General features: G+C 70.4%; 12 protein-coding genes. 2 read left to right on the top strand and 10 right to left on the bottom strand.

Translation table 11 applies throughout. The features are described 5' to 3' along the window. Window positions 1-241: 241 nt before the first annotated feature. Window positions 242-1,504: an MFS transporter gene (locus KVT44_RS03415; protein ID WP_217566033.1), complete on the top strand. Its 1,263-nt coding sequence runs from the start codon at window positions 242-244 to the stop codon at window positions 1,502-1,504. Here the strand turns inward: KVT44_RS03415 and KVT44_RS03410 are convergent. From KVT44_RS03410 to KVT44_RS03365, 10 genes are all read right to left on the bottom strand, one after another. Then, window positions 1,494-2,294, bottom strand: coding sequence for an ABC transporter permease (locus tag KVT44_RS03410; protein ID WP_217566257.1), 801 nt, complete (start codon window positions 2,292-2,294; stop codon window positions 1,494-1,496). The genes KVT44_RS03415 and KVT44_RS03410 overlap by 11 nt on opposite strands. Before the next feature lie 81 nt (window positions 2,295-2,375). Then, window positions 2,376-3,110 (bottom strand): ABC-2 family transporter protein, encoded by a 735-nt coding sequence (locus KVT44_RS03405; RefSeq protein ID WP_217566256.1) that lies wholly within the window; start codon window positions 3,108-3,110, stop codon window positions 2,376-2,378. Window positions 3,111-3,181: 71 nt separating this feature from the next. Next, on the bottom strand, window positions 3,182-4,177 hold the full coding sequence (locus KVT44_RS03400; protein WP_217566032.1) for an ATP-binding cassette domain-containing protein: 996 nt from the start codon (window positions 4,175-4,177) through the stop codon (window positions 3,182-3,184). Next, the gene (locus tag KVT44_RS03395) at window positions 4,174-5,343 is read right to left on the bottom strand and encodes a sugar MFS transporter (RefSeq protein WP_217566031.1); all 1,170 of its coding nucleotides are present in this window, start codon (window positions 5,341-5,343) and stop codon (window positions 4,174-4,176) included. The genes KVT44_RS03400 and KVT44_RS03395 overlap by 4 nt, the downstream gene beginning before the upstream one ends. Then, window positions 5,336-8,203, bottom strand: a complete 2,868-nt coding sequence (locus KVT44_RS03390) for a glycoside hydrolase family 2 TIM barrel-domain containing protein (protein ID WP_217566030.1) — start codon at window positions 8,201-8,203, stop codon at window positions 5,336-5,338. The genes KVT44_RS03395 and KVT44_RS03390 overlap by 8 nt, the downstream gene beginning before the upstream one ends. A 42-nt stretch (window positions 8,204-8,245) precedes the next feature. Next, the gene (locus KVT44_RS03385) at window positions 8,246-9,127 is read right to left on the bottom strand and encodes a carbohydrate ABC transporter permease (RefSeq protein ID WP_190171566.1); all 882 of its coding nucleotides are present in this window, start codon (window positions 9,125-9,127) and stop codon (window positions 8,246-8,248) included. Further along, on the bottom strand, window positions 9,124-10,086 hold the full coding sequence (locus KVT44_RS03380; RefSeq protein ID WP_217566029.1) for a carbohydrate ABC transporter permease: 963 nt from the start codon (window positions 10,084-10,086) through the stop codon (window positions 9,124-9,126). Before KVT44_RS03380 ends, KVT44_RS03385 begins: the two co-directional genes overlap by 4 nt. A gap of 32 nt (window positions 10,087-10,118) precedes the next feature. Continuing rightward, a complete protein-coding gene (locus KVT44_RS03375) occupies window positions 10,119-11,381 on the bottom strand; it encodes an ABC transporter substrate-binding protein (protein WP_190171564.1) in 1,263 nt (420 codons plus the stop codon). 190 nt (window positions 11,382-11,571) lie between these two features. Continuing rightward, window positions 11,572-12,807, bottom strand: a complete 1,236-nt coding sequence (locus tag KVT44_RS03370) for an ROK family transcriptional regulator (RefSeq protein WP_217566255.1) — start codon at window positions 12,805-12,807, stop codon at window positions 11,572-11,574. Window positions 12,808-13,090: 283 nt separating this feature from the next. Next, window positions 13,091-14,341, bottom strand: a complete 1,251-nt coding sequence (locus KVT44_RS03365) for an FAD-binding protein (protein WP_217566028.1) — start codon at window positions 14,339-14,341, stop codon at window positions 13,091-13,093. Window positions 14,342-14,554: 213 nt separating this feature from the next. On the opposite strand from KVT44_RS03365, the gene KVT44_RS03360 reads away from it, so the two are divergent. Then, window positions 14,555-15,562 carry a hydroxyacid dehydrogenase gene (locus tag KVT44_RS03360; RefSeq protein WP_217566027.1) on the top strand — a complete coding sequence of 336 codons (1,008 nt, stop codon included), beginning with the start codon at window positions 14,555-14,557 and terminating at the stop codon, window positions 15,560-15,562. The last annotated feature ends 464 nt before the right edge of the window (window positions 15,563-16,026 follow it).

Here is a 16,026-nt window from a genome sequence, read left to right as displayed (position 1 = left end):
ACTGCCGTTGGCGCGGCTGCCGTGTTCAAGTCGGTGCAGAGCCTTCGCCTCGGCCGACCGTCTACTTCTCCGCGATGTCAGGCCGACGCGTTCACGAGGTTGTTCCTAGTAATCACGTGATCCGCTGGACAGGCCCTAGGCTGGTCGACGAGTGGATCGGGTGACGGGGGCCGACACGGTGACGTACAGGGCGCGGCGCGGGAGAGAGCCCAGGCCTTCGGAGCGGGCCGCAGAAGGCACTGTGGACGAAGGACCCCCACAACCGCTGCGGCGGGACCGTGACTTCGGTGTCTTCTGGGTCGCGCAGACTCTTTCGGTCCTCGGGGACTCCTTCGCCCTGATCGCGTTGCCGCTGCTCGTGCTGCACGCGACCGGATCCGTCGCGCAGATGGGCCTGTTGACGGCCGTCGGCGGGGCGGCCTCGGTCGTGGCCGGGGTCTTCGCCGGGGTCGTCGTCGACCGGGTGGACCGCAGGAAACTGCTGGTGACCTGCGATCTGGTCCGTATGGCGCTGTACGCGGTGATTCCGCTGGTCTGGGTCTTCGGACCACGGATCTGGCTGCTCTACGTGGTCCTGCCGCTGTGCGAGGCCGTCGGCATGCTGTTCTCCGTCGCCTACGTCACCGTCGTCCGCAACCTCGTCGGCGTCGAGCGGATCACGGAGGCGAACGGCAGGCTGAACGCGACCGCGGCGGCGGCCGGGGTGGCCGGTCCGGTGTGCGCGGGGCTGGTGGCGGCGTGGCTCGGGCCGGCCGCCGCCGTCGGCGTGGACGCGGCGAGCTTCGGCGTGTCGGCCGCCTGCGTCGGCTTCGTACGGTTCAAGGGCACCACACGCCCCGCACCGGGACCCGTGGCCGGAACGGGAGCGGTCCGGCGGCTGTGGACGGATCTGCTCGCCGGGGTGTCCTTCCTGGTCCGGCATCCGGTGCTGCGCGTGCTGACCGTCCTGCTGTCCTTCTTCAGTTTCCTGACACTCGGACTGAACGACCTGCTGATCTACCACCTCAAGCACGATCTCGGCCGCGCCGACGCCGCGGTCGGCACCGTGTTCGCGGTCGGCGCGCTCGGCACGATCGCCGGGGCGCTCCTGGTGGCCCGGGTGCGCCGACGCCTGGGCTTCGGCCCGACCTGGATCGGTTCGGTGGCGGTGTGCGGATGCGCGCTGGCGGGTCTGGGCTGGGCCCGTGGCGTGCCGGCCGTCGCCGCCCTGACCGCGGTCTTTCTGGGCTTCGGGAGTGTGGCGGGCACGTGCTCCATGTCGCTGCGGCAGGAGGTGACTCCGGAGCATCTGCTCGGTCGGGTCACCTCGGCGTTCTGGACTTTGCACTACTCGGCGGCCCCGGCCGGCGCGGCCGTCCTCACCTGGGCCGCGGGGCGCCACGGCACGGCGGCGGTGGGCGTGGTCGCGGGCGCCTGCTGCGTGCTCGTCGCCGTACTGGCCCTGCTCACCCCGGTGCGCCGGCCCCGTAAGGACGGGGCCGGCGCACCGGTCGTCAGCCGTTGACCCCGGAGTAGTGGCCGAGGCTCCAGCGCCACAGCAGCCGCGCGCCCAGATAGGCGAGCAGCCCCACCAGCGGTGAGGCCGCCGCCAGCCAGTACGGCACCCCCGAGTCACCGCCGTGTCCGGTCAGTACGGCGGCCGGGAAGTAGGCGACGAAGGCCAGCGGCAGCCCGAAGGTGAGGAAACCGCCGACCGCGCGCGGCAGCACGTTGAGCGGATAGCTGCCGAACGTGCCGAGCAGTTCCTCCAGCCAGCGCCCCCAGTAGTCGGCGGCCGGGAAGCGCAGCGAGGCGCAGGCCACCGCCGTGAACAGGGCCGCCTCCAGGAGCATCCCGCCCAGCACACAGACGACGAGATACGAGATCCGGGCCGCGTTCCAGTCCAGCTGGCTGCGGGTCAGCGCCCCCACCATCAGCCCGGTCGCCACCGTCAGGTCGCCGATCGCGTTCGTGGGGAAGACGGAGAGCTGGAGTTGCCGGTGGACCGGCATCGGGCGGACGAGATATGTGTCGATCACGCCCTCCTGGATGTGCCGGGCCAGTCCGTGCACCCGGCCCAGGAAGAGCACGAACAGACCGTGCGCCAGCATCCGCGTCGCCGCGATCAGCAGCACGTCCTGGCTCGCCCAGCCGCCCATCCCGGTGAACCGGGTGAGCAGCACCGTCGCGAACACGATCACCGACACCTGCCAGATCGCGCCGATCGCGATCATCAGCAAGAACTCGGAGCGGTACTCCAGCTGTGCGCGGAAGTTGAGACGCGTGATGCGCCACACGATCCGCAGGGATTGCAGTGATGTGCGGAGCCTGTTCGTTGTGTTCGGCTTGTCCGTCGTGTTCGGCCTGTCCGTCATGCTCAGTCTGTCCGTCAACGCTCAGCCTCCCTGCGAGATCACGCGCCGGGCGGCCCGGTGCCACAGCAGCCGGGTGAACAGGGCGAGGGTCACCACCCACGCGGCCTGCAGGGCGAGTTGGGGGCCCGCCTGCGAGACCGGGATCCGGCCGACGTACAGCGACAGCGGCACACTCAGCGTCGCCTGGAAAGGGAGGAAGCGGCTGAGCGTGATGAACCAGTCGGGGAAGAACCACAGCGGCGCGTACACCCCGGACAGCAGGTTCTGCGCGAAGACCAGGATCAGGATCGCGGCGCCGTTGCGGAGCGTCCAGAAGCACAGCTGGTCGATGACCAGCATCACGTAGTACAGGACCCACTGGCCGAGCAGCACACTCAGCCCGAACACCGCCGCCACGGCGGCCGACCCGGGCGGCTGGACGAACCCGACGGCCAGACACACCACGTACCCGGTCAACGCCCAGACGAATCCGTAGACTTGCTCGCCGAGCGCCCGCAACGCGTAGTAGCGCTGCGGGGGCAGCGGGCGCAGATACCAGTACACGATGGTGCCGAAGTGCATGTGCTGCTGGACGGTGTCCCGGCCCGAGTACTGGTCCAACGCCCTGATCCGGGTGGCCAGTACGGCGAGCACGGCGTAGGTGACGGCCTGGTCGCGGGTGAGGCCCGCGGTGGTGCCGGTCGTCGCGTACAGGCCGCGCCACAGCGAGGCCACCAGCACCACCTGCACGACGAGGCGCAGCAGCGCGGCGGTCATCCGGGGCGGGGTGTGCAGCTCGCCGAGCGGGGTGACCCGGGCGGCCCGCCAGCCGCCGGGGACGGTCGCGCTCACGCGGCCTTCGCCTGGACGTACGCCGCCCGCATCACGTCCTCCAGGTCCGCCTCGTCGATCGCGAGGTCGGTCACCTCGTACCGCTCGACGACCTGCTTGAGCGCCTGGTGGACCGTCGGGGCGCCGGGCCCGTCCGGTCCGAACACCACATGGGGGCCCTCGCGTCGCAGCAGTGCGATGCCCGGCGGCGGGGCGATCGGCGTCTGTGGATCGGCGAGCGTGGCCCGCACCTGCCAGGTCGAGCCGAACCTGCGCCTGATCTCGTCCAGGGTGCCGTCGAGGACGAGCCGCCCGTGGTTGATGAGCACGACCCGCTCGGCGAGCCGCTCGACCTCCGTCATGTCGTGCGTGGTCAGCAGCACGGTCCGGCCGCGCTCCTCCACCTGGTGCTTGAGGAAGCCGCGCACCTGTTCCTTGACCACCACGTCCATGCCGATGGTGGGTTCGTCGAGGAACACCACGGGCGGGTCGTGCAGCAGCGCGGCGGCGAGGTCGCAGCGCACCCGCTGGCCGAGGGAGAGATGGCGTACGCGGGTGTCCCAGAAGGAGGAGAGGGCGAGCAGCTCGTCGAACTCGCCGAGGCGGACGCGGTGTTCACGCTCCGGCACCCCGTAGATGTCCCGCAGGATCGCGAAGGACTCACGCACCGGCAGGTCCCACCACAGCTGGGTGCGCTGCCCGAACACCGCCCCGATGTTGCGCGCGTTGCGCTCGCGCTCCCGGTACGGGACGACGCCCGCGACGCGCGCCTCGCCGGAGGTCGGGGTGAGGATGCCGGTGAGCATCTTGATGGTGGTGGACTTGCCGGCGCCGTTCGGGCCGAGCAGCGCGAGCAGTTCGCCGGGCGCCACCTCGAAGGTGACGTCGCAGACGGCCTCCTTCGCGACCCGCTCGGGCTTGACGAGAGACTTGAGCGCGCCCGAGAAACCCGGGCGGCGCACGGTGGTGTGAAAGGTCCGGGACAGCCCCCGGACCTGGATGCTGCCGCTCATACGGACGCCTTCCGGGTCAGTGCGATCAGCCACAGGGTGGCCACGAGCGAGGCCGCGGACAGGGCGGTCAGCAGCCAGGGGACGGCGTGGATCCCCGACGCCTCGATGCCCACGCCGAGCAGCGGAGGAGCCGCCACCCCGCCGATCATCGACGCCGCGATCACCCAGGCCCCGGCCCTCTTCGCCTGGGGGAGGGCCCTGTTGAGCCACGGCAGGCCGGTCGGGAAGACAGGCGCGATGAACAGACCCACACCGGCGTACGCCACCGGCGCCGCCCCGGGGATCAGCGCCAGCAGCAGGCACGCGGTCATCCCGGCCGCGCAGACCGCGAGGATGCGCTCGGGCGCGTACCGCAGGGTGAGCGGGACGACGAGGAAGCGGCCCGCGGTCATCATCAGCCAGTAGACGGAGGTGGCGGAGGCGGCGACCGTCGCGCTGTAGCCGACGGTCTCCAGGTGGGTGGGTTCCCAGCCGCCGACGCCCGCCTCGACGCCGACGTTCAGGATGTAGAGGAGCAGGAAGCCCACCAGGACGCGGGAGAGCAGGCCGCCGGAAGCGGCGGGCCGCTCGGCCGGGGACACGGGCGGCGCCTCGCTGCGGACCCCTCCCGTGCACAGGATCAGCGCCCCCGCGAGCACCGCGCACGCACCGAAGGCGTACGGGTAGTCGCCGGGCCCCAGCCACGCGACCAGCGCCGGGCCGAGGACCGCGCCGATGCCGAAGTGTGCGTTGAGGACGTTCAGCATGGCCGTCGAACGGTCGCCGAAGCCGACCGCGAACAGCTGGTTGAGGCCGTAGTCGATACCGCCGAAACCGAGGCCGCCGAGGAAGGCGGCGGCGAGCGCGAGCGGCCAGTTCGGGGCGAGTGCGAAGCCGGCGCCGCCCGCCGCCATCAGCGCGTAACTTGCGGACAGGAGCGCCCTGTTGGAGATCCGGGAGTGGATGGCGTTGAAGGCGAGGACGCCCGCGACACCGCCGGTGAAGTGCAGGCTCAGACCGAGGCCCGCCGCCGAGGGGGAGAGGCCGTACTGCGCGCGCAGGCCCGGGACCGCCGGGCCGTAGAGCGCCTGCAGCATGCCGATGAGGACGAATCCGATACACGACGCGACCGCGGCCGGTCGGCTGAAGAGCCGACCGGCCGCGGTCCTCGTGAGGGTGTCAGCCATGGATCTCCGAGAAGAGAAACGTGAATTCGGCGGGGGCGGGCCGCAGTTGGTACTGCGGAAGCGCGCCCGGACCGCACGACTGCGAGCCGATGCCCTGCTGCCCGTGGTCGAGATTGACCCAGACCGTGTCACCGGCCTTCAGATCGGTCGGATGCTCGGCCGCGTCGAGCTGCTCCGACGTCCAGCGACGCGCGGTGAACCAGAACTCCGGCTCGCCCTCGACCCGAAGCCCGCCGATCTCCACCCAGCGGACGTCGGACCGAGCGCCGTTCTCCTGCGGACGGACGTACGGCGTCTGGAGTCCGTCGATGGTCGACTCCCAACGCCCCACCATGGAGGCCGACTTGGTGTCCGGATAGGCCTCGCCGGGACCGCCGCCGAACCACCTCGCCCCGTGCACCGAGCCAGCGAGCCCCAGCCGGATCCCGAGCCGGGGCAGCGGCAGCCTCCAGTCGCCCTCGGGCGCCACGGACACGGTCAGCCGCAGCCGCGTTCCGTCGGACGTCCACCGGTAGACCGTGCGCAGGGCCACCTCGCGGGCGGCGGGCGCCACCCGGGTCCGTACGGTCAGCGCGTCGTCACCCAACTCCACCGAGTCCAGCCGGTGTTGCATCCGGTGCAGGCCCAGCTCCCGCCACAGCGGGCCGTAACGCAGATCCGGCTGCCAGGCCGCCCCGTTGTCGTTGTCGGTCGGCGCACGCCACACGTCCAGACGCAGCCCCCTGACATCGACCCCGCCGATGGACCGCAGCGCGCCCGTACGGGCGTCGAAGGCCGCCGGGCCCAGGGTGATCTGCCCCTTGCCGAGGACCGGACCGTCGCTCTGCGCCACGACGGTCAACGGCCGCGGCGAGAGCGGGAACTGCGCCCAGGCCACCAGGTGGCCCTTTTGCCCCCACACGGTGTCGGCCGCGAGCGTCGCCCGTACCGTCCACCGGGTCTCCCCGCCCCGTGAGTCGGCCGGCGGATCCGGCAGCTTCACGTCCGCCGATTCGCCCGGGGCGAGCTCCGGCACCGGCAGGACGCCCGCCTCGACGCTCTCCCCGTCGACCTGGTAGGACCACTCGAAGGCCAGCGCGGACAGATCGGCGAAGTCGTAGCCGTTGGTGACCCGCACGGTCCCGTCCGCCCCGTCGCCGACGATCCGGACCGGCTCGATCACCTTCTTGTACTCGACGAGGCCCGGGGACGGGGTCCGGTCGGGGAAGAGCAGCCCGTCGCAGACGAAGTTCCCGTCGTGCAGTTCCTCGCCGAAGTCGCCGCCGTACGCGAACCCGTACCGCTCGTCCTTGATGCCGTGGTCGATCCACTCCCAGATGAAGCCGCCCTGGATGCGGTCGTACGACTCGAACAGGTGCTGGTAGTCCGCGATCCCGCCGGGACCGTTGCCCATGGCGTGCCCGTACTCGCAGAGGATGAAGGGGAGTCCGCGACGCTTGTGGGTGCCGCCGTCAAGGCCGCGGCCTATCCTCTCGACCTCGGCGTGGTCGGCGTACATCCGCGAGTAGACGTCCGTGTCACGGCAGTCGATGTCACCCTCGTAGTGGATGAGGCGTGAGCCGTCCCGGCCGCGGATCCACTCGGCCATGGCGGTCAGCCCGCGTCCGGTGCCGGCCTCGTTGCCGAGGGACCAGATGACGACGGAGGGGTGGTTCTTGTCGCGCTCGACCATGCGGGCCGCGCGGTCGAGCAGGGCCGGGGTCCAGCGGTCGTCGTCGACGGGGTTGTCGCGCCAGGCCTGCTCGGTGAATCCGTGCGTCTCGAGGTCACACTCGTCGACGACCCACAGGCCGTACTCGTCGCACAGGTCGAGGAAGGCGGGGTGCGGCGGGTAGTGCGAGGTGCGCACCGCGTTGATGTTGTGCCGCTTCATGAGCAGCACGTCCTCGCGCATGGTCTCCAGGTCCAGGGCGCGGCCCCGCTCCGGGTGCCACTCGTGCCGGTTGACGCCCTTGAAGAGGAGCGGTGTGCCGTTGACCTTGATCAGGCCGTCCTCCAGGGCGACCGTGCGGAAGCCGACGCGCAGCGGGACGCGCTCGCCCTCGGTCGCGAGCACACCGTCGTACAGCTGGGGTGTCTCGGCCGTCCACGGCCGCACCGGGACGGTGACCGACTCGCCGGTCGCGACATCGATGTCGAGGCCGGGCACGGTGACCCGGCCGTCGACATCGGAGTCGACGCGCAGGGTCCCGAGGCCTTCGACATGGTCGTAGGAGGCGTGCACGAAGAAGTCGAGGACGCCGCCCGCCGGGCGGTGCAGGAGCGTGACGTCCCGGAAGATGCCCGGCAGCCACCACTGGTCCTGGTCCTCCAGGTACGAGCCCGCCGACCACTGGTGGACACGGACCGCCAGCACATTGCCGCCCGGCTCGAGCAGATGGCCGACCGCGAACTCGTGCGGCAGCCGCGACCCCTTGAACTCCCCGATGTCGGTGCCGTTCAGCCAGACCCGGGCACAGGACTCGACCCCGTCGAAGCGCAGCACCGCCCCGCCGTCCGAGGGCCAGTCGGACGGCAGGTCGAAGGTGTGCAGATGATCGCCGGTCGGGTTCCCGGTCGGCACGCGCGGCGGGTCGACCGGGAACGGGTAGAGGTGGTTGGTGTAGATCGGTGAGCCGTGCCCCTGGAGGACCCAGTGGCCGGGGACGGACACCTCGGCCCAGTCCCCGGCATCGAACCCCTCCGCCGCGAAGGAGTCGTCCTCGGCGTCGGCGGTGGGGGACAGACGGAAGCGCCAACTGCCGTTCAATGACAAGGACCGCGCGTCCGAGGACGCGTACCGGGCGCGTGGCGGGAGCGCCCCACTGCCCGGTGAGACGTCCTCGACGTAGTCAATGGCGGAAGTCGTGCGGAAAGACATCGGTCTCCTAGATCGTCCCTTGGTGCCCGTCGAGCTTGTCGATCAGCCCTTGATGCCCGTCTGCGCGACCCCCTGCACCAGCCAGCGCTGGAGGAAGAGGAACACGAACACCAGGGGCAGGATGGAGATGGCGGTGGCCATGAAGATCAGGTGGTAGTTGACGGTCTGGTTGGTCATGTACGAGGAGAGCGCGATCTGCACCGTCCAGGCGCTCGGGTCCTGGCCGATGACCAGCGGCCACAGGAAGGCGTTCCAGCCGCTGATGAAGGTGATGGTCGCGATCGCGGCGAAGAAGTTCAGCGAGTTCGGTACGACGATGCGCCAGTACGCGCCCCAGTAGCCGAGCCCGTCCACGCGCGCCGCCTCCTCCAACTCCTTGGGGAACCCCAGGAAGTACTGCCGGAAGAGGAAGCAGGCGAAACCACTGAAGAGCACCGGAATGACGAGACCCCGGTAACTGTCCACCCAGCCCAGCGAGGAGACCAGCACGAAGCTCGGCACGAAGGTGACGGCGGGCGGCACCATCAGGGTCCCCAGGACCATGTAGAAGATCTTGTTGGCGTGCTTGTACGGGATACGGGCCAGGCCGTAACCGGCGAGCGAGCAGACCAGCAGGGTGCCGGCGGTGATCAGGACGGCGACGACCGCGGAGTTGAACAGGGACCGGCCGAAGTCGACCGTCGTGTCGTGGAACAGCTCGGTGAAGTTGCTCCACTGGGGGTTCGAGGGGAAGAACTTCCAGTTCTCGCCGGTGATTTCGGGGTCCGTCGACAGCGCGTTGCGGACGATCAGATAGAAGGGGACCAGGAAGAGCAGGGCGGCGACGCCGATGGAGACGTACAGGCCGGTGTTGCCGATGACGCTGCCGCGCTTGATACGGCGTGGCTTGTCGACCGGAGCGACCGGAGGCACGGTGGTGGTCACTTGTCGTCACCCCTTCCGAAGCCCAGGAACTTGCCCTGTGCCAGTGTCACGATGAGGATCAGCAGGGTGAGGATCACCGCGCCCGCGCTGCCCTCGCCGTAGTCCTGGCTCTCGCCGAGCGCGGTGTAGTACAGCTCGACGAGCGGCGGACGGCCCCAGGTCGTCTTCGCCAGCAGGTTGTAGAACTCGTCGAAGGCCTGGTAGGCGGCGATGACCAGCAGCAGGATCACCGCGGTCGAGGTGGCCCGCAGTTGCGGCAGGGTGATGTAACGGAAGGTCTGCCAGCCGGGCTTGGCGCCGTCGATGGCGGCGGCCTCGTACAGCTCGGGCGGGATGTTCTGCAGCGCCGCGAGGAACAGGATCATGTAGAAACCGGCCTGCAGCCACAGCCGCAGCGTCACGATGACCAGCCAGTACCAGGGCGGATCGGGGTTGGCCAGCCAGGCGATGTTCTCGACGCCGAACCAGCCGAGGATCGTGTTCATCAGGCCGAAGCGGACCCCGCTGAACATCGACATCTTCCAGATCAGCGCGGCGGCGACATAACTGCACGCGGTCGGCAGGAAGAAGACGGACCGGAAGAACGCCTTCATGAAACGCAGCCGGTTCACCAGCAGGGCGAGACCCAGCGACAGCGCCCAGGTGGCGGGCACGATGAAGGCGGCGAACACGGTGAAGGTGACGAGCGAACCGGTGAATTTGCTGTCCTGCAGCATCTGCCAGTAGTTGTCGAAACCGACGAACTTGCTCGGCGTCACCGTGAAGCGCGCCTCGAAGAAGCTCAGCCAGAGGCTCCAGCCGATCGGCACATAGACGAAGACCGTCAGGCCGATGAGGAAAGGGCTCGTGAAGAGCCAGAAGTTGAAGGTGCTGCTGCCCCGCAGCCCCCGCCGCGGCCTGGCCGGCGAGGCCTTGGCCGAGGCGGGGCGCGCGACACCGCGTGTGGTGGTGGTCGACATGTCGCTACCCGTCCGTCTGTCTCCGTCCCGGCCTATCCGAAGAGCTTCTTGAGCTCGCGGTTGACGGTGGTGTCGGCCTTGGAGAGCTCGGCCTCCGGGTCACCGTTCTTGCGGACGCAGTTGGCGAAGACGTCCTCCAGCGCGGTGATCATGGCCTGGGTCCAGCCGATGTTGTCGAAGTGCCCGAAGTCGTTGAAGAGCTTGACGCCCTCGGCGGGCAGGCCCGTCTTGAGCTTGGTGGCGGACGCGGCGATCGAGGCGCGCGGCGGGATGTGGAAGCCGTACGACAGCGCGAAGTCCTCCTGGTACTTCTTCTGGTCGATCCACAGCCACTTCACGTACTCCTTGGCCAGGTCGACGTTCTTGCCCTTGGCGTTGACGAACATCGACCAGCCGCCGTTGACGACCGACTGCTTGCCGGAGTCGGTGACCTTCGGGAAGGGGAAGATCCCGAGGTCGTCGCCGAGCGCCTTCTGCATGACCGGCATGGCCCACATACCGCAGAACTGGATGGGGGTCAGACCCTGCACGATGGCGGAGGGGTCCCAGTAGTCGGTCGGGGCGTCGAGGAGAAGGTGGCCGCTGGTGAACAGCTGGCGCATCTTCTTGATGCCCTCCTTGACGCCCTCCGTGTGGTACGCGATCTGGTTCTTCGCGTCGAGGGTGTCGGCGCCGGACGACCAGATCAGCGGGTTGATGACGGCGTGCAGGTCGTTGCCGATGAACAGGCCCTTGACCTTGCCGGTGGTGAGCTTCGCCGCGGCCTCGATCAGCTCGTCGAGGGTGGTCGGCGGTTGGATCTTCGCCTTCTCCAGCACGGACTTGCGGTAGAAGAAGAACTGCGGGTCGTCGATCATCCGGACGCCGTATATCTTCCCGTCCACCGTGTGCGAGGCGATGTCGGCCGGGTTGAAGTCGGACTTGACCGGATCGATGATGTCGCTCAGGTCCGTCACCTGACCGCTCTTGATGAGCTGGATCTGCGGGTGGAACTCGAACACGTCGGGGGCGTTGTCGGTGAGCAGTGCGGAGAAGAGCTTGCTCTCGTAGTCCGCGCTGGTGATCCACTGCGTGTTCACCGCGGCCTTGTCGTAGCCCTTCGCGTACCGCTTGAGGGCGTCCTCGACGCCGGCCTCCCCGTACGCGTGGAAGTACTGCTTGATGGACTTGCCCGAACTCCCGCCCCCGGAACGCCCGTTGTTGCTTCCGCACGCGGCCAGCGGCCCCAGCGCGGCCAGCCCCGCTGCGGCCCGCAGGACGGATCGACGGTCCCAGTTGCTGCTCATTGCCGACATGGTGACGTCCTTGTCTCTTGTACGGCTGCGGCTCGAAATCGCTGTGCGGTGCGGGACGCTAACCTTCTGTTAAGGCTTCGGCAAGGGGTTGGACGAAGTCTGTTCGAAGCGTTGTCTGCGGTTCGGTGGATCGAACAGGGGTGTCGGCAGGGCGAGTTGGCGGGCCGCCGGCCCGGCGGCCCACGGCCCCCTAGAGAGCGGTGCGGCGCGGGACGGCCCTGCCGCCGGCGGGCTTCTGGCCCACCGGGTTCAGGGCGCCCTCCAGGGCGAAGGTCGCGGCGCCCAGGCAGACCGGGTCGGTGGGGATGGGGGAGAGGACGATCTCGGTGGCGGCCAGCGGTCGCCGCAGCGCGTGCCGGGCGACGGCCTGGCGCACCTCACGCAGCAGCGGCTCGCCGAGCGTGGCGGCCACCCAGCTGCTGAGCACGACGACTTCGGGGTTGAGGAGGTTGATCAGGTCCGCGATGCTCGCGCCGAGATAGCGGGCGGTGTCCCGGACGACCTGGAGCGCCACCGGGTCGCCGGCGGCGACCCCGCGGGACAGGGCGTCGATGGTGGCGGTCTGGTCGTCGGGATGCAACAGCGGGCTCTCCGGGCTCGACTCCCGCAGGTTCCGCATGATTCCGGGCGCCCCGACGTACGTCTCCACGCAGCCGTGGTTGCCGCAGTGGCACGGCCGCCCGTCGAGGACCAGCGTCGTATGGCCCCACTCGCCCGCGCTGTTGCTCACCCCGCGGTGCAGGCCGCCGCCGAGCGCGAGCCCGGCACCGACCCCCGTGCCCAGGTTGACGACGACGGCGTCCCCGCGACCGCGGGCCGCGCCGAACCACAGCTCGGCGACCGCGCAGGCGCGCAGCGGGTTGTCGAGGTGGAGGGGGTAGGCGATGTGCTCGGCCAGCAGGTCGAGCAGCGGCACGTCGTGCCAGTCCCAGTTCGGCGCGTACTCGGAGATGCCGGTGTCGCGGTCCACCTGGCCCGGCACGCTGACCCCGACGCCCAGGACGCGCGCGCCCTCGACCCCGGCCTGCGCGACCACCGAGCCGACGGCCGCGGCGACATGCCCGACGACCTGCTCCGGGCGGCTCTCGCCGGGGCGCATGTCCTCGGCGGCGCGGGCGAGCACGTTCAGCGCGAGGTCGAACAGCTCCACGCGGACGTACGTCTCCGCGATGTCGACGCCGATCAACGCGCCCCCCGACGCGTTGACGGCCACGAGTCCCCGAGGGCGGCCCCCCGCGGAGTCCTCGAACCCGACCTCGGTCAGCATCCCGAGGTCGAGCAGTTCACCGACGAGCGTGGCGACCGTGGCCAGGCTCAGCCCGGTGGCCGCCGCCAACTCCTGTCGTGAGGTGGGGGACGCGGCGATGATCTCACGCAGCACCTCGTAGCGGTTCGCGGTGCGGATGTCGCGCGATGTCCGCTTCACCTGCTTTGCCACCTCGGTCCTCCGTACCGCACAGCGGGGCTAGGGCCTGTCCGGCGGATCATGCCGCAGACGCGGGGCTTGGCACGCACATCTGCGGCGTTGTCGTCGGTTGCCGACGCTCCGCGTCGACGCCCTCCTCCGCCTTGCAGCTGCACGCACCAAGCCCCACTCGCCAGCGTCGATGAGGCACCGCCCGTTTCCTGCGACCTGATCCGCCGGACAGGCCCTAGGCGGTCCCGGCGCGGCGCAAGGCTATGGCCTGGCAAGGAGGTTCGACAAGGGGTTAGGAAAGGGGCTGAACAAAGTCCCGCACGAAGGGGTTGGTGAACTTGCCCGCCGGGTCCATGGTTTCGGCCAGGGTCCTGAAGTCGTCCAGTCGCGGGTAGCGCCCGCGCAGCACCTCCCCGGGCGTGGTGAACACCTTGCCCCAGTGCGGCCGGGGGTCGAACGGCTCCAGCGCCTCCTCGACCCGACGCACCACTGGCAGGACGGCCGCCGTGTCCTCGACCCAGGTGAAGTGCAGGGCCACGGTGTCCCGGCCGTAGGCGGGGCTCAGCCACTGCCGGTCGGCGGCCACGGTGCGCACCTCGCAGATCTGGAGCAGCGGCGCGATGTGCTCGCGGATCGCGTCGAGGGCGCCCAGCGCCGCGAGCGCTTGCGGGCGCGGCAGCAGGTACTCGGACTGCAGCTCGGCCCCGCTGCTCGGGGTGAACTCCGCCCGGAAGTGCGGCAGCCGCTCGTGCCACGGTCCGGGCACTCCGAACTGCTGGGTGCAGTTCTCGGCGGGCATGCCCGGCACGGGATGCATCGCCTCGGTTGCGGGCGCGGCCCAGGGGAAGTCGGGCAGCGGCTGGTCGGTACGGCGCTTGAGCCACACCTGCCGGAAGCCCGGACGCCCCCAGTCGGTGAAGAGACTCACGCTGTACGCCGTTGCCGCCACCGTCTCGAAGTCGAGCCCGGCGAGGGGAAGTTCGGTGAAGACGTGCTGGCTCACCTCGAAGTCCGGTTCCAGGTCGAGGGTGAGGGCGGTGACGACACCGAGTGCGCCGAGGGAGGTCACGGCGCCGTCGAAGCGTGCGTCGTCGCGGCCGATCGTGACGGTCGAGCCGTCCGCCGTGACGATCTCGACCTCGCGCACGGCGGAGGCGAGGGAGCCGTTGGTGACGCCCGAGCCGTGGGTGCCGGTCGCCACCGAGCCCGCCACGGAGATGTGCGGGAGGGAGGCCATGTTGTGCAGGGCGAACCCGTGCTCGTGCACTCGGCGTGCCAGTTCGGCGTACCGGACGCCGCCGGCGACCCGTACCGTACGGGCGGTCGAGTCGACGTCCACGGTCGGGGGCAGCGCGGTGAGCGAGACCAGTACGCCGTCGTCGCCGGGCTCGGCGATCTGGTTGAACGAGTGCCCGCTGCCGAGGACGCGGACGCCTGCGCTCTCCGCGACGAGCGCCGCGAGGGCGTCGTGCGTGTGCGGGCGGTGCAGTTCCTTGGCGGTGTACGTGATGTTGCCGGCCCAGTTGGTCAGGGTTTCTGTCATCCCTGTCGTGCCTCCCCGGGAAGTCGCCGTGCGCGGCCGTGCGGTGGCCACTGCTGGAAACTACCCCGGGGCCGGTCGGTCCGGTGTCCCGGCCCCGTCCCCTGTCGCGCGTGGCGGGCTGCGGTTACGGTAAAGGCGGTAGAGAGCGCTTGCTGTGTCGCCCTGTCCCGTAGTCGCCCCGTCCCGTAGTCACCGAGCCGGAGGGTTGACTCCTTGCCCGAGCGTCCCGTGGCGATGTTCGCCATGTCCGCCGAGAACGTGCCGCAGATCTTTCCGTCCGAGGTCATGGCCCGACTGCGTGAGGTCGTGGACATCGATCCCGCGCTGGTGGCCGAGGACTTCTCGGAGCCTCGTGTGCGCGAGGCGCTCGCCGGGACCGAGATCCTGATCAGCGGGTGGGGCTGCCCGCGGCTGGACGCGGCCACGCTGGACGCGGCGCCGAAGCTGCGTGCCGTGCTGCACTCCGCGGGCTCGGTGAAGGGCTTCACCACCCCGGCGGTCTGGGACCGCGGCCTCGTGGTGTCCTCGGCCGCCGTCGCCAACGCGCTGCCCGTCGCCGAATACACCCTTGCCATGATCCTTCTCGCCGGCAAGGACCTCTTCGCCCACCGCGACCGGTTGCGCGCGCGGCGCTCCGTGCCCGGGTGGGCCCTCGTTCCCGGCATCGGCAACTACGGGCGCCGTGTGGGTGTCGTCGGAGCGTCCCGTATCGGCCGCCGTGTGATCGAACTGCTGCGCCCCTTCGATCTGAGGGTGAGCCTCACCGACCCGTACGTCGACGAGGGCGGGGCGGCCGAACTGGGGGTTCCTCTCCTCCCGCTCGACGACCTGCTCGCCACCAGCGACATCGTCACCGTCCACGCCCCCCAGACCCCCGAGACCCGGCACCTGATCGGTCGCCGTGAACTCGGTCTGATGCCGGCCGGGTCGGTCCTCATCAACACCGCGCGGGGGTCGCTCGTCGACCACGATGCGCTGATCGACGCACTGCGGGCCGAGCGGTTGAGCGCGATCCTCGACGTCACCGACCCCGAGCCGCTGCCGGCCGACTCCCCCCTCTACGACTTCCCCAACGCCTTCATCACCCCCCACCTCGCCGGCTCCCAGGGCAACGAACTCACCCGCCTGGGTCTGACGGTTCTCTCGGAGGCGGAGCGGGTCGTCGCGGGGGAGGGGGTGGAGTTCGGGGTGGATGTGGGGGTGTTGGAACGGGGGGCGTGACGCGGCCCCAGACTTTCCTCGCCCCCGCCGCCCCTACCCATCCCATCCCCGGGGGCTGCGCCCCCGGCCCCCTGCCCGGGGCTGCGCCCCCGGTCCCCTTTCCGGGGCTGCGCCCTTGGGAACCCCACTCGGGGCTGTGCCCCTGATCCTCTTTCCGGGGCTGCGTCCCGGGTGTCCCCACTTGGGGCTGCGCTCCGGAGCCGCTCTCGGGGCTGTGCCCCTGGGCCCCTTTCCGGGGCCGTGCCCCTGGGATCCCCAATTGGGGCTGTGTCCCGGGCTCGTCCTGGGGGCTGTACCCCTGGGACTCGCACTTGGGGCTGCGCCCCGGAGCTGCTCTCGGGGCTGTGCCCCTGGGCCCCTGTTCGGGCCTGCGCCCGGCCCCTCACCCGGGCCTGCGCCCGGCCCCTCACCCGGGCCTGCGCCCGGCCCCTCACCCGGGCCTGCGCCCGGCCCCTCACCCGGGC

The sequence above is a fragment of the Streptomyces sp. GbtcB7 genome, from assembly GCF_019091445.1.
Taxonomy (GTDB): domain Bacteria; phylum Actinomycetota; class Actinomycetes; order Streptomycetales; family Streptomycetaceae; genus Streptomyces; species Streptomyces mirabilis.
This window is presented reverse-complemented; position numbering and strand designations above follow the sequence as displayed.

Bases quoted from the DNA above. Each gene is read 5' to 3' on its own strand.
- KVT44_RS03405 (WP_217566256.1), bottom strand. From the start codon at position 3,110: ATGACCGCCGCGCTGCTGCGCCTCGTCGTGCAGGTGGTGCTGGTGGCC.
- KVT44_RS03400 (WP_217566032.1), bottom strand. From the start codon at position 4,177: ATGAGCGGCAGCATCCAGGTCCGGGGGCTGTCCCGGACCTTTCACACC.
- KVT44_RS03395 (WP_217566031.1), bottom strand. From the start codon at position 5,343: ATGGCTGACACCCTCACGAGGACCGCGGCCGGTCGGCTCTTCAGCCGA.
- KVT44_RS03390 (WP_217566030.1), bottom strand. From the start codon at position 8,203: ATGTCTTTCCGCACGACTTCCGCCATTGACTACGTCGAGGACGTCTCA.
- KVT44_RS03380 (WP_217566029.1), bottom strand. From the start codon at position 10,086: ATGTCGACCACCACCACACGCGGTGTCGCGCGCCCCGCCTCGGCCAAG.
- KVT44_RS03375 (WP_190171564.1), bottom strand. From the start codon at position 11,381: ATGTCGGCAATGAGCAGCAACTGGGACCGTCGATCCGTCCTGCGGGCC.
- KVT44_RS03365 (WP_217566028.1), bottom strand. From the start codon at position 14,341: ATGACAGAAACCCTGACCAACTGGGCCGGCAACATCACGTACACCGCC.